Annotated in this window: 18 protein-coding genes; 10 read left to right on the top strand and 8 right to left on the bottom strand. The window is 58.4% G+C overall.

What is annotated here, in order from left to right; all coding sequences use genetic code 11:
- From gcvP to IEU99_RS02365, 3 genes are all read right to left on the bottom strand, one after another.
- Window positions 1-2,820: an aminomethyl-transferring glycine dehydrogenase gene (gene gcvP, locus IEU99_RS02375; protein ID WP_128889499.1), complete on the bottom strand. Its 2,820-nt coding sequence runs from the start codon at window positions 2,818-2,820 to the stop codon at window positions 1-3.
- Between the two features lie 165 nt (window positions 2,821-2,985).
- Window positions 2,986-5,130 (bottom strand): 2-oxoglutarate dehydrogenase, E2 component, dihydrolipoamide succinyltransferase, encoded by a 2,145-nt coding sequence (gene sucB, locus IEU99_RS02370; protein ID WP_188358273.1) that lies wholly within the window; start codon window positions 5,128-5,130, stop codon window positions 2,986-2,988.
- 194 nt (window positions 5,131-5,324) lie between these two features.
- On the bottom strand, window positions 5,325-6,824 hold the full coding sequence (locus tag IEU99_RS02365) for a leucyl aminopeptidase (RefSeq protein ID WP_128889501.1): 1,500 nt from the start codon (window positions 6,822-6,824) through the stop codon (window positions 5,325-5,327).
- Between the two features lie 116 nt (window positions 6,825-6,940).
- On the opposite strand from IEU99_RS02365, the gene IEU99_RS02360 reads away from it, so the two are divergent.
- Window positions 6,941-8,041, top strand: a complete 1,101-nt coding sequence (locus tag IEU99_RS02360) for a branched-chain amino acid aminotransferase (protein ID WP_128889502.1) — start codon at window positions 6,941-6,943, stop codon at window positions 8,039-8,041.
- Window positions 8,042-8,098: 57 nt separating this feature from the next.
- On the opposite strand, the gene IEU99_RS02355 is transcribed toward IEU99_RS02360, so the two are convergent.
- The 4 genes from IEU99_RS02355 to IEU99_RS02340 all read right to left on the bottom strand — a co-directional run bounded on the left by IEU99_RS02355 (window position 8,099) and on the right by IEU99_RS02340 (window position 11,231).
- Window positions 8,099-8,920 (bottom strand): adenosylcobinamide-GDP ribazoletransferase, encoded by an 822-nt coding sequence (locus tag IEU99_RS02355; RefSeq protein WP_128889503.1) that lies wholly within the window; start codon window positions 8,918-8,920, stop codon window positions 8,099-8,101.
- A gap of 4 nt (window positions 8,921-8,924) precedes the next feature.
- Window positions 8,925-9,989, bottom strand: coding sequence for a nicotinate-nucleotide--dimethylbenzimidazole phosphoribosyltransferase (gene cobT, locus IEU99_RS02350; RefSeq protein WP_128889504.1), 1,065 nt, complete (start codon window positions 9,987-9,989; stop codon window positions 8,925-8,927).
- Between the two features lie 68 nt (window positions 9,990-10,057).
- Window positions 10,058-10,585 (bottom strand): bifunctional adenosylcobinamide kinase/adenosylcobinamide-phosphate guanylyltransferase, encoded by a 528-nt coding sequence (locus IEU99_RS02345; protein WP_128889505.1) that lies wholly within the window; start codon window positions 10,583-10,585, stop codon window positions 10,058-10,060.
- A 4-nt stretch (window positions 10,586-10,589) separates the two neighbouring features.
- Window positions 10,590-11,231 (bottom strand): DUF3043 domain-containing protein, encoded by a 642-nt coding sequence (locus IEU99_RS02340; protein WP_229718341.1) that lies wholly within the window; start codon window positions 11,229-11,231, stop codon window positions 10,590-10,592.
- Window positions 11,232-11,472: 241 nt separating this feature from the next.
- Between IEU99_RS02340 and IEU99_RS02335 the strand changes: the two genes are divergently transcribed.
- Window positions 11,473-11,817, top strand: a complete 345-nt coding sequence (locus IEU99_RS02335; protein ID WP_128889507.1) for a HesB/IscA family protein — start codon at window positions 11,473-11,475, stop codon at window positions 11,815-11,817.
- A 253-nt stretch (window positions 11,818-12,070) separates the two neighbouring features.
- Here IEU99_RS02335 and asnB read toward each other — a convergent pair whose 3' ends face one another.
- On the bottom strand, window positions 12,071-13,993 hold the full coding sequence (asnB, locus tag IEU99_RS02330) for an asparagine synthase (glutamine-hydrolyzing) (RefSeq protein ID WP_128889508.1): 1,923 nt from the start codon (window positions 13,991-13,993) through the stop codon (window positions 12,071-12,073).
- A gap of 547 nt (window positions 13,994-14,540) precedes the next feature.
- On the opposite strand from asnB, the gene ctaC reads away from it, so the two are divergent.
- The 8 genes from ctaC (at window position 14,541) to IEU99_RS02290 (ending at window position 23,433) form a co-directional block, all read left to right on the top strand.
- A complete protein-coding gene (ctaC, locus tag IEU99_RS02325; RefSeq protein WP_128889509.1) occupies window positions 14,541-15,644 on the top strand; it encodes an aa3-type cytochrome oxidase subunit II in 1,104 nt (367 codons plus the stop codon).
- Window positions 15,645-15,661: 17 nt separating this feature from the next.
- Window positions 15,662-16,093 (top strand): aa3-type cytochrome oxidase subunit IV, encoded by a 432-nt coding sequence (gene ctaF / locus IEU99_RS02320; RefSeq protein WP_128889510.1) that lies wholly within the window; start codon window positions 15,662-15,664, stop codon window positions 16,091-16,093.
- 488 nt (window positions 16,094-16,581) lie between these two features.
- The gene (gene ctaE / locus IEU99_RS02315) at window positions 16,582-17,199 is read left to right on the top strand and encodes an aa3-type cytochrome oxidase subunit III (protein WP_128889511.1); all 618 of its coding nucleotides are present in this window, start codon (window positions 16,582-16,584) and stop codon (window positions 17,197-17,199) included.
- Window positions 17,200-17,267: 68 nt separating this feature from the next.
- Window positions 17,268-18,164 (top strand): cytochrome bc1 complex diheme cytochrome c subunit, encoded by an 897-nt coding sequence (gene qcrC, locus IEU99_RS02310; RefSeq protein ID WP_188358272.1) that lies wholly within the window; start codon window positions 17,268-17,270, stop codon window positions 18,162-18,164.
- On the top strand, window positions 18,161-19,378 hold the full coding sequence (qcrA, locus tag IEU99_RS02305; protein ID WP_128889512.1) for a cytochrome bc1 complex Rieske iron-sulfur subunit: 1,218 nt from the start codon (window positions 18,161-18,163) through the stop codon (window positions 19,376-19,378). Before qcrC ends, qcrA begins: the two co-directional genes overlap by 4 nt.
- Window positions 19,375-20,997 (top strand): cytochrome bc1 complex cytochrome b subunit, encoded by a 1,623-nt coding sequence (gene qcrB, locus IEU99_RS02300; RefSeq protein WP_128889513.1) that lies wholly within the window; start codon window positions 19,375-19,377, stop codon window positions 20,995-20,997. Before qcrA ends, qcrB begins: the two co-directional genes overlap by 4 nt.
- Window positions 20,998-21,643: 646 nt before the next feature.
- Complete coding sequence (locus IEU99_RS02295) at window positions 21,644-22,255, top strand: C40 family peptidase (protein ID WP_128889514.1); 612 nt, start codon at window positions 21,644-21,646, stop codon at window positions 22,253-22,255.
- Between the two features lie 170 nt (window positions 22,256-22,425).
- Window positions 22,426-23,433 carry a C40 family peptidase gene (locus IEU99_RS02290; RefSeq protein WP_371869461.1) on the top strand — a complete coding sequence of 336 codons (1,008 nt, stop codon included), beginning with the start codon at window positions 22,426-22,428 and terminating at the stop codon, window positions 23,431-23,433.

Below are 23,433 nucleotides of genomic sequence, written 5' to 3'. Positions count from 1 at the left end.
TTAACCGGTGCAGCAGAAATTGCGATCGCCATAGGCCTCGTCGAGGCGGCGAACGGGCGGGAAATACTTGGCTTCGCGCAAAGACTCAACTGGGTACACAGCTTCTTCGCGCCCAAAGGCATATGGCCACTGATCAGCACAGGCCACCTGCGCATTAAAGGGCGCATGATGCAGCATGGATTCCTCGTAGGCGGTGGTGCCTTGTTCAATCTCAGCAATCTCTGCCCGAATTGCCCGCATCGCTTGAATAAAGCGATCGAGCTCGGCTACATCCTCAGACTCCGTGGGCTCTACCATCAAGGTGCCAGCCACCGGGAAGGAGAGCGTCGGGGCGTGGAAGCCAAAGTCGATCAGGCGCTTGGCCACATCCGCGGCGCTCACGCCAGTGGCATCACTGAGCGGACGCAAATCGAGAATGCACTCATGGGCCACCAAGCCGCCCGGGCCTGTGTAGAGCACCGGGAAGTCCTCTTTGAGCTCAGCGGCAATGTAGTTGGCGTTCAAAATGGCCGTGGCCGTAGCCTGGCGCAAGCCCTTGGCACCCATCATCGCGATATATGCCCAAGAAATGGGCAATACGCCGGCGGAGCCATAGCGAGCCGAGGCAATCGGTACGCCCGCGTCACCTGGTGCAGGTTGCGTGGGATCGGTGCCCAAAGGATCACTGGGCAGATACGGAGCCAGGTGCTCGGCTACACAGACCGGGCCAACACCTGGGCCGCCACCGCCATGAGGGATGGTGAAGGTCTTGTGCAGGTTCAGGTGCGACACGTCGCCACCGAATTCACCCGGTTGGGCAATACCGGTGAGCGCATTCATGTTTGCGCCATCGATATAGACCTGCCCACCGTGCTCGTGGATCTTGGCGCATACCTCGCGCACACTCGCCTCGAAGACGCCGTGAGTGGAGGGGTAGGTGATCATGATGCCGGCGAGGCGATCGCCAACCTTATCGATCTTGGCCTCAAGGTCAGCCATATCGATGGAGCCTTCGCGGCCATCATTTTCCACCACCACCACGTCGAGATTGGCAAGCTTTGCCGAGGCTGCATTGGTGCCATGAGCCGAGCGCGGAATCAGCACCACATCGCGCTGTCCCTCGCCGCGGGCCACGTGATAGCGGCGAATGGCCAATAGGCCTGCGAGCTCACCTTGGGAGCCAGCGTTCGGCTGCACCGAGACCTTGGCATAGCCGGTAATGCGTTCCAGCCAGCCTTGGAGCTCTTCAATCAACGCGCGCCAGCCGGCGGTGTGACGATCCGGTGCGTAGGGGTGAATATTGGCAAAGTTAGGCCAAGAAATCGGCTCCAGACCAGCGGTGGGGTTGAGCTTCATGGTGCAAGAACCCAAGGGGATCATGCTGCGGTCGAGAGCCAAGTCGCGATCCGAAAGCTTGCGCAAGTAGCGAAGCATCTGGGTTTCCGAGTGGATCGAAGAAAACACCGGATGCTTCAAGGTGGGGTTGCTGCGCTCAAGGCTTTGGGGGATCGCCGAGCCTTCAGCCTCGCGAGCCTGCACGCCAAAGACTTCCGCCAGCGCCTCCACATCGGCCTGGCTTGCCGATTCACCGAAGCTCACGCTTACTTTGTCGGCGCCGATGGCGCGCAGCAGGTAGCCGCGTTCCTCAGCGCCTTGGACAATCGCTTCTGCCTTGCCGGGGGCGAGCACCGTCACCGTGTCAAAGAAGTGCTGGTGGGCAAGCTCAAAGGAATCCTGAACGCTTGCGGCAAAATCGCAGGCACGAGCGTGCACACGCTGTGCAATCTGGCGCAGGCCATCAGCACCATGCCAAATGGCGTACATGGTGGCAGTAACAGCTAACAGCGCCTGTGCGGTGCAGATATTGCTTGTGGCTTTTTCGCGGCGAATATGTTGCTCGCGCGTTTGCAAGGCAAGACGCAACGCAGGATTGCCGTCGGCATCGCGAGCAATACCGACCACGCGACCGGGAAGCTGGCGGGTGAGCTTGGAGGTAACGGCCATAAAGGCGGCGTGTGGGCCGCCGAAGAAGAGCGGCACACCAAAGCGTTGAGAAGAACCAAAGGCGATATCGGCACCGAGCGTGCCAGGAGCTTCAAGCAATTGCAGCGCCAAAAGATCGCAGGCTACTGCCGCTAGGGCGCCGCGGGAATGAATATCTTCGATGGCGCGACGGATATCGCTGAGGTCGCCCTCGGTGCCGGGGTAGGCAAGGATCATGCCCACCAGATCTTCGCCCACGAGCCCCTCGGTGATGTCGGTGATTTCAACTTCCAAGGCCAAGGTGCGTGCGCGCTCTGTGGCCACGGCCAACACCTGCGGGTGCAGGCGCTGATCAAAGATGATGCGCCTGCCCTTGCGGCTCACGCGGGCCATGAGTGCCACGGCTTCCGCTGCGGCGGAAGCTTCGTCGAGAAGCGAGGCACCGGCAACAGGAAGGCACGTGAGTTCGCTGACCATGTTCTGGAAGTGCAGCAAAGCCTCAAGGCGTCCCTGGGAGATTTCCGGCTGATACGGGGTGTAGGCGGTGTACCAGGCTGGTGATTCAAGGACATTGCGACGAATCACCGGGGGAGTGGAGGTCTCGTAGAAACCCTGGCCATAAAAGGGCTTCAGCGCAATGTTTTGATCGGCATAGCCGCGCAAGCGCGCAAGTGCTTCGTCTTCACTTAAAGGCTCCGGCAGATCGAGTGCTTCGCTGTGGATATCTTTTGGCACAGCGGCCTCAATGAGGGCCTCAAAAGAATCGAAGCCCAGGCGCTGCAGCAATTCACTGCGATCATCGGCAGTGGGGCCGATGTGCCGGGCTACGTAGGGCGAATAGTGTGTGGGTGAACCCATGAACCTACCTTCTTCTCACTCCAAGATATGTAGTGACCCCCGTCATTATAGGTAAGTTCGGGTGTATTGGTTCACCAGTTGATGGCCATCGAAGGTGAATAAAACACAAACACCCCACGACCTGCCCGCTTGGAGCGGGGGTGGTGGGGTGTAGTGGTGAATCGCTTAGAGATCGAGGTCGGACTCGAAGTCGCCCGTTTCCAGACGATCCTTGATGGTGGCGGTGAAGCGACCAGCGTCTGCACCATCGACGATCTGGTGATCGTAGGAGAAGGGCAGGTAGCACATCTGGCGAATGGCAATAGCGTCCACGCCGTGCTCAGTCACAACCACCGGGCGCTTCTGAATAGCGGCGGTACCCAGGATGCCGGCCTGCGGAGGCACGAGGATCGGGGTATCAGACAGTGCGCCTTCAGAGCCGATGTTGGTGATGGTGAAGGTAGCGCCGGAGAGGTCCTGTGGCTTGAGCTTGTTGTTGCGAGCCTTATCGGCAAGCTCAACGATGGCCTGAGCCAACTCGGGCAGGGTCTTTTCCTGTGCCTTGTGAATCACCGGAGTGAGCAAACCGCGAGGAGTGTCCACGGCGATAGCCACGTTCACGTCAGCGTGGTAGGTCATTTCCTTCGACTCAGCATCGTAGGAAGCATTGACGTTGGGGTGGCTGACCAAAGCCTCAACCGTTGCCTTGACAAAGAAGGGCAGGTAGGTGAGGTTTACGCCGTACTTTTCCTTGAAGGCAGGCTTTGCGGTCTTGCGCAGCTCGGCCACCTTGGTCACGTCGACTTCCTGGAGGTGGGTGAGCTGTGCGGAAATCTGCAGCGCTTCCACCATCTTCTTGGCGGTGATCTCACGGATGCGCGAGACCTTCTGCGTGGTGCCGATCAGCTCTGCCTTCTCAGGATCCACCGACTTGGTAGACCAGTTGGCGCGCTCGCCCTTCGGTGCTTCCTTGCTTTGCTCGGCAGGAGCATCCTGCTGCGACTTCGAACCCTCGGCAGCGGCCAGCACGTCCTGCTTGCGGATGCGACCACCAATGCCGGTGCCCTCAACGGAGTTGAGATCCACGTCGTGCTTTTCGGCGAGCTTGCGTACCAGCGGGGTCACATAAGGAACCTTGCCGGAAGTAGCGCTTTCCTTCTTGGACTCTTCGGCCTTCTTCTCAGACTTCGGAGCTTCCTTCTTGGGCTCCTCAGCCTTCTTTTCAGGCTTGGCTTCTTCCTTCTTGGGCTCTTCCTTAGGCTCTTCGGCCTTTTCTTCGTCCTTGGAATCCTGCTTCTTCTCGCTCTTTTCCTCGGACTTGGCAGCGCTTGGGTCGCCAACGCGCACGATGACGTCGCCGACGTCTACCGTCTCGTCTTCTTCGGCGAGGATCTCCAAGATGGTGCCGGCTACGGGGGAAGGAACCTCGGTATCAACCTTGTCGGTGGATACCTCAAGCAGTGCCTCGTCTACCTCGACGGTGTCGCCGACGGACTTCAGCCACTGGGTGATGGTGCCTTCGGTGACAGATTCGCCGAGTTCCGGCATCACCACATCGGTGGCTTCACCGCTGGCCTCCTCGCTGGAATCCGAGGAGTTGGACGACTCTGCTTCTTCCACCGTGTCGTTGTCTTCCTTGTTCTCGGCTTCTTGAATAGCCTCTTCGGAAGGAACATCGCGGTCTTCTTCGGCAACGTCATCCGAGTCATCCGAGTCATCGGAGCCTGCTGCATCGGCGTCACCGATGCGCACGATAACCTCGCCAACATCAACGGTGTCGTCTTCTTCGGCCAGGATTTCCAAGATGGTGCCGGCTACGGGGGAAGGAACCTCGGTATCAACCTTGTCGGTGGATACCTCAAGCAGTGCCTCGTCTACCTCGACGGTGTCGCCGACGGACTTCAGCCACTGGGTGATGGTGCCTTCGGTGACGGACTCGCCAAGCTCAGGCATAGCCACATCGGTGCCCTTGCCAGAGGACTTAGCGGCAAGCTTTGCCTCTTCTTTGTCCTCAGAGGTTTCCTCGGAAGCTTCTTCAGCGCTGCTTTCCTGAGACTCTTCCTCCTTGGAATCCTGATCCTCGGAAGCTTCATCGGCATCACCGATCACGGCGATCACGTCGCCGACATCGACCGTGTCGTCTTCTTCGGCGCGGATTTCTAAGATGGTGCCGGCTACGGGGGAGGGAACCTCGGTATCGACTTTGTCGGTGGATACCTCAAGTAAAGGCTCGTCTACCTCGACGGTGTCGCCGACGGACTTCAGCCACTGGGTGATGGTGCCTTCAGTGACGGATTCGCCAAGCTCAGGCATCTCTACGGAGTGCGCCATGTGTTTAGACTCCTCGAAAGTTTGCAAAAATGAACGTATATACCTTCAGACAGTACCGTGTTTTGGCCACGAATGTGACCTTGGCCAATGGGCGCGTGAGCCGTCACCACGGTTGAGGCTCGCGCTTTGGCGTCGCCGGCATCATTGTCTGCTGCCTGCCAGGAACAATGCCGGCGAGGATGCCACGAGCCCCCCTAGTCCTGATGGGAATTCGCCAGCGTCTGAAGGGCTGCGATAAAGGTGCGGACTGGAACGCCGGTACCACGCTTGGGGGTGTAGCCGTGGGCGCTGCTGGAGTAGCCAGGGCCTGCGATATCGAAGTGCACCCATTGCACTCCCTCGCTGACGAAGTGGCTCAAGTACCAAGCAGCCACCATCATGCCGCCCTTGCGGTCGCGGGAGATGTTTTGCAGATCAGCCACCGGGGACTTGATGGCCTCGCCGAGTTCTTCGGGCATGGGCATAGCCCAGGCCTGTTCGCCGACGTCATTGCCGGTATCGGCCATGAAGTCGCAGAATCCATCAGAACCCATCACGCCGGCTGTGCGATCGCCTAGGGCCACGAGCTGCGCGCCGGTGAGCGTTGCCACCTCCATGAGGTATTCGGGCTCGTCTTCGCATGCGCGTGCGATGGCATCGGCAAGCACCAAACGGCCTTCGGCGTCGGTGTTGAGAATCTCGGAGGTTAAGCCACCATAGTGGCGGATGACATCGCCGGGACGATACGCCGAGCCGCCAGGCATATTTTCTGCCAGAGGAATGGTGGCGGTGACCTCAATGTCGATACCCAGGCGAGCAGCAGCAATGATGGTGCCCACCACGGCCGCGGAACCGCCCATATCGGAGATCATGTCGTCCATATTGGCGCCCGGCTTGATGGAAATTCCGCCGGTATCGAAGGTGATGCCCTTGCCCACCAGCGCTACACGGTGCTTGGGGTTTTCGGGCGACCAACGCAGACGAACCAGGCGAGGCTTGCGTGCGGATCCACCGCCGACGGCCACGATGCCGCCGAAGCCTTCTTCTTTGAGCTGCTCAAAATCCAACACCTCGACCTCAAGGTCGAAGGCCTCGGCGTAGGAGACGAGCTCATCGGCATAGGTTTCGGGGTAGAGCGAGGAAGAAGGCGTGTTCACCAAGTCGCGGGCCAGCATCACCGATTCGGAGGTGATGAGGGCTTGCTCGAATACTTCCCGCTCGTCTTCATCGCCAAGGAAGCTCAACAGCTCCACCGGGGCCTTGCCCGATTCCTTCGAGCGAACGCCACTGAAGTGGTACGCACCGAGCAGGAATCCCTCAACGGCAGCCTGCATACCGAAGGCACCGAGCGTCACCACAGCATGACGAACCCCGGCGAGTGAACGAGCAGCAGCACCGCAGGCACGACGCAGGGATTCATCGCTAAGTTCTTCGGCCTCACCTAAACCAACGCCCAGCAGGAAATCAGCATCGACGTTTTCTGGCGCGGGAACTCGCAGCAATTCACCCTCGCTGCCCTTGGCGCCCAGAGCCTCGAAAGTGGTGAGCAAGCTGCGCGAGGTTGGGGCGTCGAAAAGCTCCGACACTGCAAGTTCGATGGAATCTTCTGCCGAAAACAGTGGCACCACAATGGCGTTGCTGCCCTGAGGTAGCGAAGAAAGCAGCTCAGCATTACTCCGGCTACCGGTGGCTGGGAGGTTAGTGGAAATACTCACGAAAAATGCACCTTTGCTTGTCGACGTTACGTGGTGGCCGCTAGGGGTAGTTGCAGCACACCCAACAGAGCCTAATCAACCGCCACGATTCTTGTGGCGGTGTAGGTTGAAATACTATGAGCGAACTTTCATTTAGCATTCATAGAACTGAAAACCCCACCTCCCCGGAGCGCCTCGCTGAAATCCTCGAGGCCCCGGGATTTGGCAACTACTTCACCGACCACATGGTCACCATCGACTGGAATGCCGAAGAAGGCTGGCACAACGCCCAAGTGCGCCCCTACGAGCCATTCAGCATCGACCCCGCCAGCTCCGTGCTGCACTATGGCCAAGCAATTTTCGAAGGAATTAAGGCCTACCGCCACGAAGACGGCCACATCAAAACCTTCAGGCCAGAGATGAATGCACGCCGCATGCAACGCTCCGCTGAGCGCATGGCTATGCCCGAACTGCCTGAAGATCTCTTTATTGAATCGCTGCGGCAGTTGGTTGACATTGATCAGCAGTGGGTGCCCAAAGCCGGGGGAGAAGAAGCGCTCTACCTGCGCCCCTTTATGATCGCCACCGAAACCACCCTGGGCGTGCACCCCTCAGCTACCTACACCTACGCGGTGATTGCCTCACCCGCAGGTGCATATTTCTCCGGTGGAATTCAGCCCGTGTCGGTGTGGCTTTCCGAGGACTACACCCGCGCCTGCCCCGGAGGTACCGGTGCCGCGAAGTTCGCCGGAAACTACGCAGCCTCCCTGGCCGCCCAAGCCCAAGCAGCAGAAAAGGGCTGCGATCAAGTGGTGTGGCTGGATGCCATTGAGCACAAGTACATCGAAGAAATGGGCGGCATGAACCTCTTCTTTGTCTTCGGCGAAGGCGAGGATGCCCATGTGGTTACTCCTCGACTCTCCGGTTCCCTGCTGCCAGGTGTGACCCGTGATTCCCTCCTGCAGGTAGCTCGCGACTGCGGCTACACCACCGAAGAACGCCTCGTATCCACCGATCAGTGGCGCGAGACCGCCCAAAACGGCGAAATGAGCGAGGCATTTGCCTGCGGTACCGCCGCGGTGGTGACCCCAGTTGGTTTTGTGAAGTCCACAGCGGGCGAATTTGAGGTAGCACACGGCAAAGCGGGCAAGATCACCATGCAGCTTCGCGAGGTGCTCACCGGCATCCAGCGCGGCAGCGTAGAAGATACGCACAACTGGATGCACACCCTGGTCTAAAAAACCATAAGAAAAGCGCCCGGCACACACGGTGGTGTCGGGCGTTATCTTTTGCCTCTAGTAGCTCAGGGCAAGGACTACCAGGGCAATGGTGGTGCACAGGTGAATAACAAAACCACAGCAATCGCCGTTGAGGCCTTCAAAGCGGCGATGGCAGTGCCTGCTCAGGACGAAGGCGCTAGCGCAGCTCACCGCCAAGGCAAGCAGGCAGGCAAGCCCAAACGCTGGGGCAAACGGCAAGGTAGCAACACACACCACCGCATAGCTAGTGATCCACAACAGCAAGCGTGAGGTGGGAATAGTGCCGATGATTTGCGCTGCAAACCCAGTGGGCTTCATGGGTTTGCAACTCTTGTGGCACACAAAGAGCACCCCAAGGCGCCCGATGGCAGGCCCTGCCGCGATTGCTGCTAAACGCAGGGGGATATCCCACGAGGTGCTGGCAAGGGTTCCGATGGCCGCTGTTTGCGCCAGCAGCGACAACAAGCCCGAAGCGGCGCCAATGAGGCCGATGTGTGGATCGGCAAGCACCTCGCGAGCTTTCGCCGGAGAGCCATAACTGCCGAGCGCATCAGCGACATCGCCAAGGCCGTCTAAATGCATAAAACGGCCGAATAATTCCATCGCCGTGACGGCCAACACCCCAACCAATAAAGGGGAGGCTTCAAGGGCAATACCCACCCCAGCCACGAGTGCCGCGATGACGCCATAGACCATGCCCACGAAGGGCACAGAGGTAATCACCCTGGCTCCTGTGATGCGATCAAAAGCAGTGGCGCCCCGAATGGGCAGGATGCTTAACCAGCTCAGTGCGGTCAGCGGCCCTTCTACGATGGCAGGGCCGTGGGAGCCTTCAACGAAATCGACTTTGTCGGACATACGTTTAGATGCTGCGTTCCGGGGGAACCGCATCGCGCCCGGAAACCTGGGCAGATTCAAACGTGGCCATATCGTTCATAATCGCGGTGGCCATGTGCACAAAAGGCACCGCCGCTGCCGCACCTGAACCCTCGCCGAGGCGCAAACCCAAGCGCACGAAAGGCTCAAGGCCGAGATAGTTCAGCGCGAAGCTATGGGCAGGTTCAGCCGATTGATGGCCTGCTTGCCACCAGCGGCGCGCGCCGGGGGCGAATTGCTCTGCAAGCAAAGCCGCTGCAGTGACCACCACGCCATCAAGGATGACAGGAGTGCGACGGACTGCAGCCTGCGCCAAGAAAGCTGCCATTGCCACGAGCTCCGGAGAGGTCACGCTGCGGGCCAAATCCAAAGGGGCGTGGCGGAAAGTGCGGGCGCGGAACATCGCGTCGCGCACGGCCGCAACTTTGCGCATCCAGCCTTCATCATCAACGCCAGAGCCACGGCCGGTGACCACCACGGGCTCTTGGCGGGTGAGCAGGCCGATGATGACTGCCGATGGGGTGGTATTGCCAATACCGAGGTCACCGGCCATCAAGAGATCGGCTCCTGCATCGACTTCCTCATCAGCGATGCGCTTACCAATTTCGATAGCCCGAACGAGCTCTTCTTCGCTCATGGCGTCTTCGCGATCAATCGAGCCGCAGGATTTGGAAACTCGCTCATCTCCGAAGACATCGTGGTTGAGCGAAATATCGGCGACGCGCACACCGGTGCCAGATTGATTGGCAATCACATTGACCCCCGCGCCACCGCGGCGGATATTCTCCGCCATCTGGATGGACACCTCGATGGGGTAGGGGGAAACATTTTTGGTGGCAATGCCGTGATCGCCGGCAAAAACGACCAGGCGAGGGCGTTGGATCTTCGCCGGAGGCACTTGTCCTTGGCAAGCAGAAAGCCACACTCCAAGATCTTCTAAGCGCGCGAGGGAGCCAGTGGGTTTGGTCAACTCCAATTGGAACTCACGGGCCGCGCGCTCATGCTCGGCGCTTGGCTCTTGGATTTTTGGGAAAAAGTCCGAAGGTTGCATCTCAGCTTTAAGTCCTCAGTAATAGGCGCGGTGATCCCACATAACGCACGTCGCTTCAGCGAGCTTTGTTATGCAGGTTTCAACTTTAGCTTCTGGCCGGCCACCACAAGCAGAACTTCCTCGCACACCTCGGCTACCGCCTGGTTCAAGGTGCCTAAACAATCGCGAAACGCCCGGGCCGAGGGATGCTCGGGCACGATGCTCATGCCCACTTCTGCGCTGACGATAATGACATCACCCGTGGCAGCATCAAGCGCCTGGACTAATTCCTGCTCCAGGCCCGCCAAGAGCGCTCGGGGATCATCCCAGCCTTGTGCTGCATCAATACGGGCGGTCAACCAGGTCGCGAGATCGTCGACAAGCATCGTGCCTGAAGCATGCTGGCTTAGGCACTCACAAAGATCAGTCTTGTCCTCGGTGCGCCAATGACTCGGGCGGCGTTCGACGTGGCGGGCGATGCGGGCTTGGAAATCTGCATCAAAGGCCTGGTCAAAAGGCCGAGCGGTAGCCACATATACACAATCGCCATCGCCAACAAGGGATTCAGCGATGCCGGATTTTCCGGACCTGGCACCGCCGAGCACAAGCGTGCGCACCCCGTTAAACCACCTTCTGGCCGAGCTCTACGCGCGGCTTCGGGGTACGCCAACGACGCGGCTGAGTAGCGCGCGAATAGGCATAAAAGCCCATGGAAGAACCACGAAGCTTGGTGTCAGGGAACTTCTCACGAGTGGCTCTGGAGGCGGCGCGACCCAACACGATGCCTTCGACCAAAAAGGCCAGCATCATAAGCATCGCTGCCATCGAGGCGATGCTGGCGAAGGTCGGAGCCCACTGCCCAACAAAGAGCACCACCAGCAGCAAAAGGGCTACCGGCATGACAAAGTTGCTGGCATAGCGCCTGGAATCGACAAAATCTCGCAAGAAACGCTTCTCGGGGCCGCGGTCGCGATCAAGCAGGTACTGCTCCTCGCCGCGATCCATACCGGCTTGAGCCTCACGCTGGCGCTGCTTGCGTTGCTCCTTTTGCTTAGCTTTATATTCCTTCCACTCCTCGGAAGACATGGAAGCCTTGAGCTCTTTTTTCTCCTTTCGAGACTCACTCCACGATTGCTGCGGAGCAAAACGAGCCTCAAAGTTGCCGGCGTGCTGCTCGGCTTCCTTGCGCTTCGGGGTCGGCCGACCTTTCTTAGGGGTATAGCCCTTGGGAAGATTCTCAGTATTATCCTGCGATTGATTCACGCTCACTAGGGTACAAGCCCGCGAAAGTTTTTCGGGAATAGCACCGCACTGCCGGGGGTTGTATCCGGTGGGTGCCAAACCCTGCACGCCACGGCTTGGCGCGATGGGCTTGAATGGTTGCCCTAGCGTCTTTTCGCAAATGTAGCGTAGGCTACAACCGCTACCGCAACTCGTTCTAAAGTATGAGCGTTGCACGGAGCGAGAAAAACTTTTGTACGAACATCGAGGAGAACGAGCACTGATGACCACTGCCAACACCAATACCGGCGTCATTCTCACCGAGGCTGCTGCCGCCAAGGCAAAGGCATTGCTAGGCCAGGAAGGCCGCGATGATCTTTCCCTGCGCATCGCCGTGCAGCCCGGTGGCTGCGCTGGACTGCGCTACCAGCTTTACTTCGACGACCGTGAGCTCGACGGCGACAAAGAAGACATCGTAGGCGGCGTTCGCCTCGTGGTGGATAAGATGTCCGTTCCTTATCTCACCGGCGCAAAGATCGACTTTGCCGACACCATCGAATCCCAGGGCTTTACCATCGATAACCCCAACGCCGGTAGCTCCTGCGCTTGTGGTGACTCCTTCAACTAACCCCACACAAGGCCCGGGTTACGCGGGCCTGATTTAAAAAACACCCGCTGCCTTCATGCAAAGGCGGCGGGTGTTGTGCTTTTTAGCTGGGGCGCGCTAGGGGTGCTGGGGGAGCGGGCGCGGTGCCGGCTAGTTGTGCGGGGCGCGGTGCTCCTGGTTCGGCGGAGCGGCGCGGTGCTAGGGAAGCAGTGCTCCGGCCTGCCGCGCCCGCCCGCTTTTGTTCCGCTCGTTTGTGAGCGCTAGAACCCTGCCTTTAGAGGTAGACGGGGTAATCGCGATCTTCGATGCCCGGGTCGATGCGGTGCTCGACGAAGATGCCGTGCCAGACCATGAAGGCGAGCACCGTCCACAAGCGGCGGGAGTGATCGCTTTGGCCATCGCGGTGCTCGTTGAGCATGGCAAGGACGGCCTTTTTATCAAAGATCTCATCGGTTTGAGATGCGTTGATTTGGTCCTGCGCCCAACCGAAGAGCTCGTCACCGGCAAGCCAATTGCGCATCGGCACAGGGAATCCGAGCTTCTTGCGGTGCAAGACGTGCTCGGGAACGATCTGCTCCATAGCCTTACGCAGGGCGTACTTGGTGGTGCCGTGCGAAATCTTGAGGTCATAGGGGATCGTCTCTGCCACGCGGAACACTTCTTTATCAAGGAAGGGAACGCGAAGCTCAAGAGAGTGCGCCATATTGATCTTGTCGGCTTTGACCAAGATATCGCCGCGCATCCAGGTGAACAGGTCAAGGTGCTGCATGCGCGCAACTGGATCCATATGGCGAGATTCCGCGTAGATCGGTGCGGTGACCTCGCGGTGATCCCATTCGCGCTTGGCCCAAGGAATCACGCGTTGCATTTGCTCGAAGTTAAAGGAACGAGCGTTGCCGTAGTAGCGCTCTTCCATCGTCATGGAGCCGCGGTCGAGCAGGGACTTGCCCTTCACGCCCTCGGGGAGCATCTTGGAAAGCTTGCCCAGATTGCGGCGCAAGGGGGAGGGGATCTTTTCAAATGGTGCAAGCGATAGCGGCTCTTTATAGATGGTGTAGCCACCAAAGAGTTCGTCGGCACCCTCGCCGGACAACACGACCTTGACATGCTTGCGTGCTTCTTGAGCCACGAAATACAGCGGCACCAGGGAAGGGTCAGCTACGGGATCGTCGAGGTACCACATGATCTTAGGGATCGCGTCGGCGTATTCCTCGGGGCTTACGATCTTGACGATGTGCTCTGCGCCGATGGCTGCGGCCGATTCCGCAGCTACATCAACTTCTGAGTACCCTTCGCGCTCAAATCCGGTGGTGAAGGTAAGCAAGTTGGGGTTGTGGCGCTTGGCAAGGGTGGCAATTGCGGTGGAGTCGATGCCGCCGGAAAGGAAAGAACCGACGGTCACATCGGCACGCATGTGCTTTTCCACGCTGTCTTCCAAGGCCTTGGCAATGCGGTCGAAAAGATCCTGCTCCGCGCCCTTCGGCACGGGTTGTGCCGGGAATTGGGGGCGGAAATAGCGTTCTTGCTCAACCTCGCCACCGGGGTACACCGTTGCGGTGCAACCGGATTCAATGCGGCGGATTTCTTTGTGCAGGCTTTCAGGTTCCGGCACATACTGCAGATCCACGTAGTGCTCAATGGCCCTGCGGTCAAGGTCGAGGCCGAGACCGATGTCCTCGGACATCTCCAAAATGCACTTCTTCTCAGAGGCGAAGACGGTGCCTGCTTCGGTGGTGGCGTAATACAGCGGTTTGATGCCGAATTGATCGCGAGCGAGGAAAAGTTTGCGCTCGTAGGTGTCCCAGATGGCAATGCCGAACATTCCGCGCAGGTGGCGCACAACGTCTTTGCCCCAGTGGTGGAAGCCCACGATGATCGGTTCGCCATCGCCTTCTGTATAGAAGGAGTAGCCGGCTTCTTGCAGTTGTTCGCGAAGCTCGAGGTAGTTGTAGATCTCGCCATTGAATGTCATGGCGTAACGGTGCGGTTGGCCTTCCGGGCCCCAGCGCAGCGGCTGATGGGAGTGCTCAAGATCGATAATCGAGAGACGGTTAAAACCGAACACCGCGGTCTCGTCGTGCCAGGCGCCGGCCTCGTCTGGGCCGCGGTGCCGCATGCATGGCAATGCCTTATTAATAGAGTCCACGAACGCTGCTGCGTTGTCGTGGCTAGTGACCATTCCTAGAAGCCCGCACATACCGAGGCGAGTCTCCCTTCCTTATCGTTTGTGTGCTTTGCTGCTTGAGCCCGCGATAACGGAATAAAGCTCGACATATCAGAAGCACCAATCTACTCTCTCGGAGCCGAAAACGCTGTATTGCAACAAGCCTTGAGCTTTTCGACGATCCGGGGGTTCGAGGGCAGAAGGGTCGCTGAATCAAGGTGCGTTAGTCGGTAGGAATAGTGGGGTATCCATAAGGTTGATATGGCGGTTCACGCTTGTGATATGGACTACACGAGCAGTGTTGGGGTGACGTTCAGACGAGCCCCTGAAATGCCATTCATGCCGTTTACGCTGCGTTGAGCCATGTTAAGCAAGCTGGCAAATGCCTGAAACCGCTGCAAGGTGGCTGTGAGTAGCGTTCAAAATCCGCCGGTAAATGCGCTATCCTGCGTTAATAGACGTGAATGGAAAAGCCAGCGGCATGTCCAAAGTGCGTTTGCCAAGAACCAAACTTGGTAAATCCCCAGGGCATCGGCAGGTTTTCATTCGAAGAACTAGTGCAATAGGAAGGCAGACGCGCGTGAAACAACAGCAGCAGCGTGGCTTTAGCCGTAAGGCACTGCTAGCCGGTGTCCTCGGCATCGGTGGCTTCGCCCTTGCGGGATGCGACGTGGAGGCTCCGGGCGGCGTGCTCGGCAAGGCGCTCGCATTCGGCTGGCCGGAAGGTATTACGCCGGAAGCAACCGCAATGTATAACTTCTGGGTTTGGGTTTGGGTTGCAGCCTGGACCATCGGCTTCATCATGTGGGGCCTGTTCATCTACGGCATGTTTGCTTGGAGTGCTAAGCGCGCCAAGAAGGCTGGCAAGGATGAGTTCCCCCGTCAGACCCAGTACAACATCCCGCTTGAGCTTGTGCTCACCATTGTCCCAATCGTCATCGTGATGGTGCTGTTCTTCTTCACCGTCCAGACTCAGGACAAGGTCACCGCTTTGGACAAGGATCCAAAGGTGAAGGTGGACGTGACCGGTTACCAGTGGAACTGGAAGTTCGGTTACCGCGAGGTTGCCGGTGAGCTTACTCAGGACGGCAACGACTACAACGGTGTAGACGAGGTTCGTCAGCAGCAAGCTGAAGAGACCAAGTACGACGACGAGGGCGCTGGCATTAAGCACCCCAACCCGATCAATGGTCGTTCCATTGGCGATAAGTCCTACTTGAACTTCGACAAGATCGAAACCATCGGTACCACCAACGTGGTTCCCGTTCTGGTGCTTCCTTCCGATACCGCCATCGAGTTCTCCTTGGCATCGGATGACGTATCCCACGCATTCTGGGTTCCCGAGTTCCTGTTCAAGCGCGACGTGTACAACCACCCCGAGCAGAACAAGCAGGAACGTCGCTTCCAGATCGAGAAGATCGAAGAAGAGGGCGCCTTCGTTGGTCGCTGTGCTGAAATGTGCGGTACCTACCACGCCATGATGAACTTCGAGATCCGCGTTGTGTCCCCAGAGAAGTTCAAGCAGTACCTGCAGTACCGCATCGACAACCCTGAGGCGGAGAACTCCGAAGCCTTGGCTTCCATCGGCGAAGCCCCCTACGCCACCAGCACCGCGCCGTTCAACCCGGACCGTGCGACCGTCGATGGCGACAACGCCCAAGATCCCAACGGCGCGCAACGCTAGAACGAGAGGACTGAACAATGAAGGCTAGCTCCAAGATCATGTACGGGATCTCCGTATTCATGTTCATCGTCTCCATCATCTACGTGTTCGCAACCATTCACGTATCTGACTCCGGCAACATCAAGGGCTATGAGTGGGCAGGCGGTATCTCCCTGTTCCTCGCCACTGCACTTTCCTTGATGCTCGGCGGTTACCTCCACTTCACCGAAAAGCGCATCGACGTGCTCCCAGAAGACTGGGAAGAGGCTGAGATTTCCGACGGTGCCGGCACCCTGGGCTTCTTTAGCCCCGGTTCCATCTGGCCTCTGGCAATGAGCGGCTCCATCGCTCTGCTCGGCTTCGGCATCATCTACATGCACTACTGGTTGATCGCATTGGGCGCTGTGTGCCTGATCTACACCACCACGATGCTGAACCTTCAGTACGGCCTTCCGAAGGAAAAGCACTAGTTCCTTCTCGCGTCTGCAAACGCCCCGACACCCCTCGCTTTGAATGGCGGGGGTAGTGTTCGGGGCGTTCGTGTATTTCACGGAGGCGCAAAATAAAACCCACGTGATAAGGGGTATGTGGGGCTTGAGTCTTTGCAATGTCGTCCCGCGGGGGAGGGGCATACAAAAGTTGGTATCGCCGGTATCTTCGGCCTCCACGATTGTGAATTAACTCTCACGCTAAAAGGGCATGTATCAAAGGAAACTGTGATCCCTGAGACGTAACTGAAAGCAGTCTTTTGAGAACCTGGATTGCGCTTTTCAAAGAAGCGTTAAATGACCTGCGAAAACTGTGCGTCGTTTAGCTAGGTCAAAAAGTTCCACGCAAAGAAAAAATTTTTTCTGCAGGGATCTGACGGTGTGGGGGTGCCAAATGTAGTGCTCGAAAAGCGAAAACGGGCGGGGGCAAAAACGTGACTCACCCGGCGGGAACCGCCATACTAGAACACGTGACGAGCGCAATTGGAAACAAAGGTATGGCAGCACCACAACGTGTTGCGGCACTGAACCGACCCAACATGGTCAGTGTCGGCACGATTGTGTTCCTGTCTCAGGAATTGATGTTCTTCGCCGGCCTGTTCGCGATGTACTTCACCTCGCGCGCAAACGGCATCGGCAATGGATCTTGGAAGGAGGGAGCGGATCACCTCAACGTCCCATACGCACTGGCAATCACCATCGTGCTGATTTCTTCGTCCTTCACGGCGCAGTTCGGCGTGTTTGCTGCAGAGCGTGGCGACGTCTTCGGTCTTCGCAAGTGGTTTGCGATCACCATCCTGCTGGGTTCGATCTTCCTGGTTGGCCAGGCATACGAGTACTACCACCTGGTAGAGCACGGCATGACCATCCCCAGCAGCGTCTACGGTTCTACGTTCTTCATCACCACCGGCTTCCACGCGGCTCACGTGCTCGCAGGTGTGCTGGCATTCGTCGTGGTGATGCTGCGCATCAGCAAGGCGAAGTTCACCCCAGCACAGGCAACCGCCGCAATGGTGACGTCGTACTACTGGCACTTCGTGGACGTTGTCTGGATCGGCCTGTTCATCACGATCTACTTCATCCAGTAGGACGCGGTTGTGCATAGCGTTTCGACGCTGACCGCCCCTCACTTTCCGTATTCGAGACACAAAGGGAAATGATGGATACCAATCCCACCAATCACGAGGCAGTCGAGCAGACTGTCTCGGCAACAAAGGCAAAGAAGGTGAAGACGCGCCGCAAGCTTCGCCGTACGCTTGCTGGAGCATTCGCACTTTCTGTTGGCCTTACCGGTGCCGGACTGCTGGTGAACGCCGCAACCCCGGACGCCCAAGTTGCTACGGCCCAAAAAGATGAGCAAGCACTCATCGAAGAGGGCAAGACCATTTACGACACCGCCTGCATCACCTGCCACGGTGCCAACCTGCAGGGTGTGAAGGAACGCGGTCCGTCCCTCGTCGGCACCGGCGCTGGCGCTGTGTACTTCCAGGTTCACTCCGGCCGTATGCCGATGACCCGCAATGAGGCACAGGTGCCCCGCAAGCCTGCGCGTTACACCGAAGCCCAGATTCTGGCTTTGGCCGCATACGTAGACGCCAACGGCGGTGGCCCCGGCATCGTTTATAACCAGGACGGCTCCATTGCTATGGAATCCCTCCGCGGTAAGAACTACGACGGCAAGATCGATCCAGCCGATGTCGCTCGCGGCTCCGATCTGTTCCGCCTCAACTGCGCCTCCTGCCACAACTTCACCGGCCGTGGCGGCGCACTGTCCTCCGGTAAGTACGCACCTGTGCTTGATCCCGCCAACGAGCAGGAGATCTACCAGGCCATGCTGACCGGCCCTGAAAACATGCCGAAGTTCTCCGACCGCCAGCTCACCGCTGACGAGAAGAAGGACATCATCGCCTTTATTAAGTCCTCCAAGGAAACCCCCAGCCCCGGTGGTTGGAGCCTCGGTGGTCTCGGCCCCGTTACTGAGGGCATGATGATGTGGCTCGTCGGAATCGTGGTCCTCGTGGCCGCCGCATTGTGGATTGGATCGCGCTCATGAGCAATAACGAGAAGCAATACACCGAAAAAGAACTCAACGGTATGAGCAACGATGAGCTCGCACGTCTGGGCACTGAGCTCGACGGCGTGACCGTTGCATACCGCAAAGAGCGCTTCCCGATCGACAACGATCCGGCTGATAAGCGCGCTTCCCGCACCGTCGGCATCTGGTTGGGCATCGGCATCGTTGCCGCCATCGCCTTCCTGGCCGTGTACCTGTTCTGGCCTTGGGAGTACAAGGCACTGGGCGAAGAAGGCCTGTGGTTCTACACCTTCTACACCCCATTGCTCGGTCTCACCGCTGGCCTCGCCATTCTTGGCCTGGGTATCGGCGCAACCCTGTACGTAAAGAAGATCATCCCCGAGGAGATCGCCGTACAGCGTCGCCACGATGGTCCTTCCGACGAGGTCGACCGCCGCACCATCGTTGCTTTGCTCAACGATTCTTGGCAGACCTCCACCCTTGGACGCCGCAAGGTCATCAAGTCCATGCTCGGCGTCGGTGGCCTGCTCGCCGGCCTCGTGGTCATTGCACCGCTCGGCGGCATGGTGAAGAACCCCTGGAAGAAGGGCCCGCTCGGTATTCAGGGTGACGGTACCCTCTGGACCTCCGGTTGGACTCTTCACAATGAAGGCGTGAAGCTTTACCTCGGCCGTGACACCGGTGTCGTTGCCGAAAAGCACGAAAGCTCCATCGGCGATCACTACACCACTCAGGGTGTTACCCGCCTGGTGCGTATCCGCCCCGAGGATCTCGCTGCTGGCGCAATGGAAACTGTGTACCCCTTGCCCGCAGACCTGGTCAACGATGGCGATCAGTACGACGCCAAGGCTGATGTTTTCGAAGAGCAGATGCACTCCATCCACGGTCCTCGTAACCCTGTGATGTTGATTCGCCTGCGCTCCGAAGATGCGCTGAAGGTTGTTGAGCGTCAGAACCAGGAAGATTTCCACTACGGCGATTACTACGCCTACTCGAAGATCTGCACGCACATCGGTTGCCCGACCTCGCTGTACGAGGCTCAGACCAACCGCATCCTGTGCCCGTGCCACCAGTCGCAGTTCGACGCTTTGCACTACGGCAAGCCGGTATTCGGTCCTGCTGCCCGTGCTCTGCCTCAGCTGCCGATCACCGTTGACGAAGAGGGTTACCTCGTCGCCGCAGGCAACTTCATCGAGCCTGTCGGCCCGGCATTCTGGGAGCGTCAGTCATGAGCAACAAACTAGCCGAAATCGGCAACAACATTGACTCGCGGTACACGGCTTCTGCCGGTATCCGCCGTCAGATCAACAAAGTATTCCCGACCCACTGGTCGTTCATGCTGGGTGAGATCGCTCTCTACAGCTTCATCATCCTGCTGCTGACCGGTGTGTACCTGACCCTGTTCTTCGATCCTTCGATCACCAAGGTCATCTACGACGGCGACTACCTCCCACTTAACGGTGTGGAAATGTCCCGTGCATACGAAACCGCACTGAACATCTCCTTCGAGGTTCGCGGCGGTCTGTTCATCCGCCAGATGCACCACTGGGCAGCCCTGATGTTCATGGTCGCCATGACCGTGCACATGCTGCGCATCTTCTTCACCGGCGCATTCCGTCGCCCGCGTGAAGCAAACTGGATCATCGGTGTTGTCCTGCTGCTGCTGGGCATGGTTGAAGGCTTCATGGGTTACTCCCTGCCCGACGACCTGCTCTCCGGTGTTGGTCTGCGCATTATGTCGGCCATCATCGTTGGTATGCCAATCATCGGCACCTGGCTGCACTGGCTGATCTTCGGTGGCGACTTCCCCTCCGATTTGATGCTCGACCGCTTCTACATCGCTCACGTGCTGTTGATCCCGGGCATCATCCTCGGCCTGATCGCCGCTCACCTTGCCCTGGTTTGGTACCAGAAGCACACCCAGTTCCCGGGCGCTGGTCGCACCGAGAACAACGTGGTTGGCGTTCGCATTCTGCCGCTGTTCGGCCTGAAGGCTGCTGCCTTCGGTCTGCTCACCGCTGGCGTGCTCGCACTGATGGCTGGTCTGACCTCCATCAACGCCATCTGGAACCTTGGCCCGTACAACCCCTCGCAGGTATCCGCAGGTTCTCAGCCCGACATCTACATGCTGTGGACTGACGGTGCTGCCCGTGTCATGCCCGCTTGGGAGCTCTACATCGGCCGCTACACCATCCCTGGTGCCTTCTGGGTAGCCATGCTGTGTCTGGTGCTCGTGATCCTGTTGGTGACCTACCCCTTCATCGAGAAGAAGATCACCGGCGACGATGCACACCACAACTTGCTGCAGCGTCCTCGCGACGTTCCAGTTCGCACCTCCCTGGGTGTTATGGGCATCGTGTTCTACTTCCTGCTCACCCTCTCCGGTGGTAACGACCTCTTCGCTTACCACTTCGATATCTCGCTGAACGCTATGACTTGGGTAGGCCGCATCGGCTTGATCATCCTGCCGCCGCTGTCTTACTTCATCACCTACCGCATCTGCATCGGTTTGCAGCGTTCCGACCGCGAGGTGCTCGAGCACGGCATCGAGACCGGCACCATCAAGATGATGCCGAACGGCGCCTTCATCGAGGTGCACCAGCCACTTGGCCAGGTCGACGAGCATGGCCACGCTATCCCGCTGGAGTACCAAGGTGCAGCCGTACCGAAGCAGATGAACCAGCTCGGCTTCGCAGGCTCCCCCGGCCGCGGTAGCTTCTTCTCCCCGGATCCTGTTGATATCCGCGAGAAGGCAGCACGCATCGAGGAAGCCAACCACCACGAAGAGGTGGAGATGTACGAAAACCTCCAGCGCGCCAACCGTGCACGCGACGAGGAACAAGAGCGCTAGTCACCGCTCCATCGAATACGGAAAGTCTCTTCCATAAAAGAGGCCGGCATATGCCGGCCTCTTTTTTCATTCCTTATATATAGGAGCAAGAAAAGTTAGCCATGCTGCCTCAAGGGCGTCCCATGGGCTGTGGGGGAGTGATCTCTAGGGCAGAGGTGCTGATATTGATCGACATTATGGCGTTATGTATCGCCCTATACGTCACCAAAAGCACCGCGATATGGCACTGAAACGCTCGGTGTGAGCAAGAACACATCGAGTAAATGTGGTGTCTTATTGAAACTATGGCGGGTTGCGTTAAAGCCTTCAAGTAATACTTGATAGTTCTACGAAAAGCCCAGTTCAACGGGTGGAAATACCGTGCCGGTTTTAGTGCTATGCTTGCAGGAAATCTTCGGGGGCGGGGTAGAGGTTATGTGGTCTTGAAACGATCACGGGTTGATAACGAAATGATTACGGCGTTTCGAGTAGACAATGTTTGTTGCAATTTCGTAACCTAATCGAGACATTTCGTGAAGGGCTTCAAGAGGAAGCGTGGAACGGACAACGAAGAACTAGAACGTCTTCGAAGTCTCAGATGAGTTAAAGAGAAATTGAAGCCGTAACGGGTTTCCCGTTGGACAAGAAATGATTTGGAGAATCAATCGTGGCTAAGCACCGTCGCAACAAGCAGAACGCCCGCAACGCAGCCGTAGCATCGGCAGCAGTGGTGGGCGCTGCAGCAGCCCTGGCCCCCGCCGCGCAGGCATTCGAAATCACCGAGCCTTTCACCGGCCAGTCGGTACAGGTTCCTGGCGTTGACGCGCTCAACACCGGCAACATCACCAACCTGGTAGAGGCACCCTTCGCTCAGCAAGGCATCGACCTGGGTCTTGGCTCCCTCGCGGCCGCTCCGGTTTCCGCTCCTTTGTCCTCTGAAGGTCAGAAGATCGTGGACGCTGCTCGCACCAAGATCGGTTCCCCTTACGTGTGGGGCGCTGCAGGCCCGAACGCCTTCGACTGCTCCGGCCTGACCTCCTGGGCATACAGCCAGGTTGGCAAGTCCATCCCGCGCACCTCCTACGACCAGGCTGCTGCCGGCCGTAAGGTTTCCCGCGATCAGCTCCAGCCCGGCGACATCGTTGCCTTCTACTCCGGTGCATCCCACGTTGGTATCTACACCGGCCACGGCACCGTGATCCACGCTCTGAACGAAGGCACCCCGCTGTCCGAGTCCCCGCTGGACTCCATGCCGTACCACAGCGCTGTTCGCTTCTAAGCGCAACGCTTTCTTGAGCCGTCACCTGAAATAAGGTGGCGGCTTTTGTAGTTCTGCCCCTCGTTTCACATGCTTCACAATTTTGGTGTTTGTGTATTAAGAATCGGCGGTGTGCGGCTATAGTGACCTAAGATTTGCTTTTCTTCCGTAGCGTTAAAGGATCTGGTGACGTGAACTTCCATTCCAAAAAGCTCATCGCTGCAGTGGGCTCAAGCCTCCTGCTGCTTGGTATGGCACCCAGCGTGTCCGCAGATGAGGTTGATGCGTTGATCCAAGAGATGGACCACATCTCTCATGAAGCCAGCGCCAAAAACGAGGAAGTAAAGCAGCTCCAGCTCGACCTAGAGCGCGGAGACGACAAGCTGGACGAGCTCAAAGCTCGCGCCGCAGCGGCCGCTGTGGAGGCTGATAAAGCCCGAGACCGGGAACAGGCCTACCGCCAGGAAGTCAACCGTCTTGCAGGCTCCAAATACCGCGGCGCCACTATCGATCCTTTGAGCAATGCGCTCGGCGCCGACTCGCCGCAGTACGCCATCGACCGTGCTTCCTACATGTCCACCCTGACCCGCAACGCCAATGAGGCACTGAAGGACTTGCGTCAGGTTACTCAGCAAGCCGCGAAGAAGCGCAGCGAGGCAGACCGTTCTGTAGCGGCAGTGACCTATGAACAGAACTCACTGAAAAAGCGCGAAGAGGAGCTCGACCGCCAGCAGGCAGAACTCAAGCAGCGCACCGATGAGATCCTGGATCGAGTCAATGGCCTCTCGGCCGAGCAGCGCGCCCGCTGGGAACTGAAAAACGGCCCGCTGCCCATCGATCCCGCTGCGCTTTCAGCCGCCGCTTCTGGTGCCGTTCAGGCAGCGTTGAGCAAACTTGGCGCCCCTTATGAGTGGGGCGCGGCAGGCCCGGATGCCTTTGACTGCTCCGGCCTGGTGGTGTGGTCCTTCCTGCAGCAGGGTAAACAAGTCCCTCGTACCTCTCAGGCGCAAATGGCAGGTGGTACGCCGGTGGATGTGAATAACCTCCAGCCGGGCGACGTGGTGGGCTATTACCCTGGCGCAACCCACGTTGGCATCTACATCGGTGATGGCAAGTTGGTGCACGCCTCCGATTACGGCATCCCTGTGCAGGTTGTGGCCGTAGACTCCATGCCCATCTATGGTGCACGTCGCTACTAA

The organism is Corynebacterium pelargi (assembly GCF_014635485.1).
GTDB classification, from domain to species: Bacteria; Actinomycetota; Actinomycetes; order Mycobacteriales; family Mycobacteriaceae; genus Corynebacterium; species Corynebacterium pelargi.
Note: the sequence above shows the minus strand (reverse complement) of the source record. Positions and strands in the feature narration are given on the sequence as shown.

Excerpts from the sequence above, each read along its gene's own strand:
- gcvP (WP_128889499.1), bottom strand. The coding sequence starts at position 2,820 with ATGGGTTCACCCACACACTATTCGCCCTACGTAGCCCGGCACATCGGC.
- sucB (WP_188358273.1), bottom strand. The coding sequence starts at position 5,130 with ATGGCGCACTCCGTAGAGATGCCTGAGCTTGGCGAATCCGTCACTGAA.
- IEU99_RS02360 (WP_128889502.1), top strand. The coding sequence starts at position 6,941 with ATGAGCGAACTTTCATTTAGCATTCATAGAACTGAAAACCCCACCTCC.
- IEU99_RS02355 (WP_128889503.1), bottom strand. The coding sequence starts at position 8,920 with ATGTCCGACAAAGTCGATTTCGTTGAAGGCTCCCACGGCCCTGCCATC.
- cobT (WP_128889504.1), bottom strand. The coding sequence starts at position 9,989 with ATGCAACCTTCGGACTTTTTCCCAAAAATCCAAGAGCCAAGCGCCGAG.
- IEU99_RS02335 (WP_128889507.1), top strand. The coding sequence starts at position 11,473 with ATGACCACTGCCAACACCAATACCGGCGTCATTCTCACCGAGGCTGCT.
- asnB (WP_128889508.1), bottom strand. The coding sequence starts at position 13,993 with ATGTGCGGGCTTCTAGGAATGGTCACTAGCCACGACAACGCAGCAGCG.
- ctaF (WP_128889510.1), top strand. The coding sequence starts at position 15,662 with ATGAAGGCTAGCTCCAAGATCATGTACGGGATCTCCGTATTCATGTTC.
- qcrC (WP_188358272.1), top strand. The coding sequence starts at position 17,268 with ATGATGGATACCAATCCCACCAATCACGAGGCAGTCGAGCAGACTGTC.
- qcrA (WP_128889512.1), top strand. The coding sequence starts at position 18,161 with ATGAGCAATAACGAGAAGCAATACACCGAAAAAGAACTCAACGGTATG.
- qcrB (WP_128889513.1), top strand. The coding sequence starts at position 19,375 with ATGAGCAACAAACTAGCCGAAATCGGCAACAACATTGACTCGCGGTAC.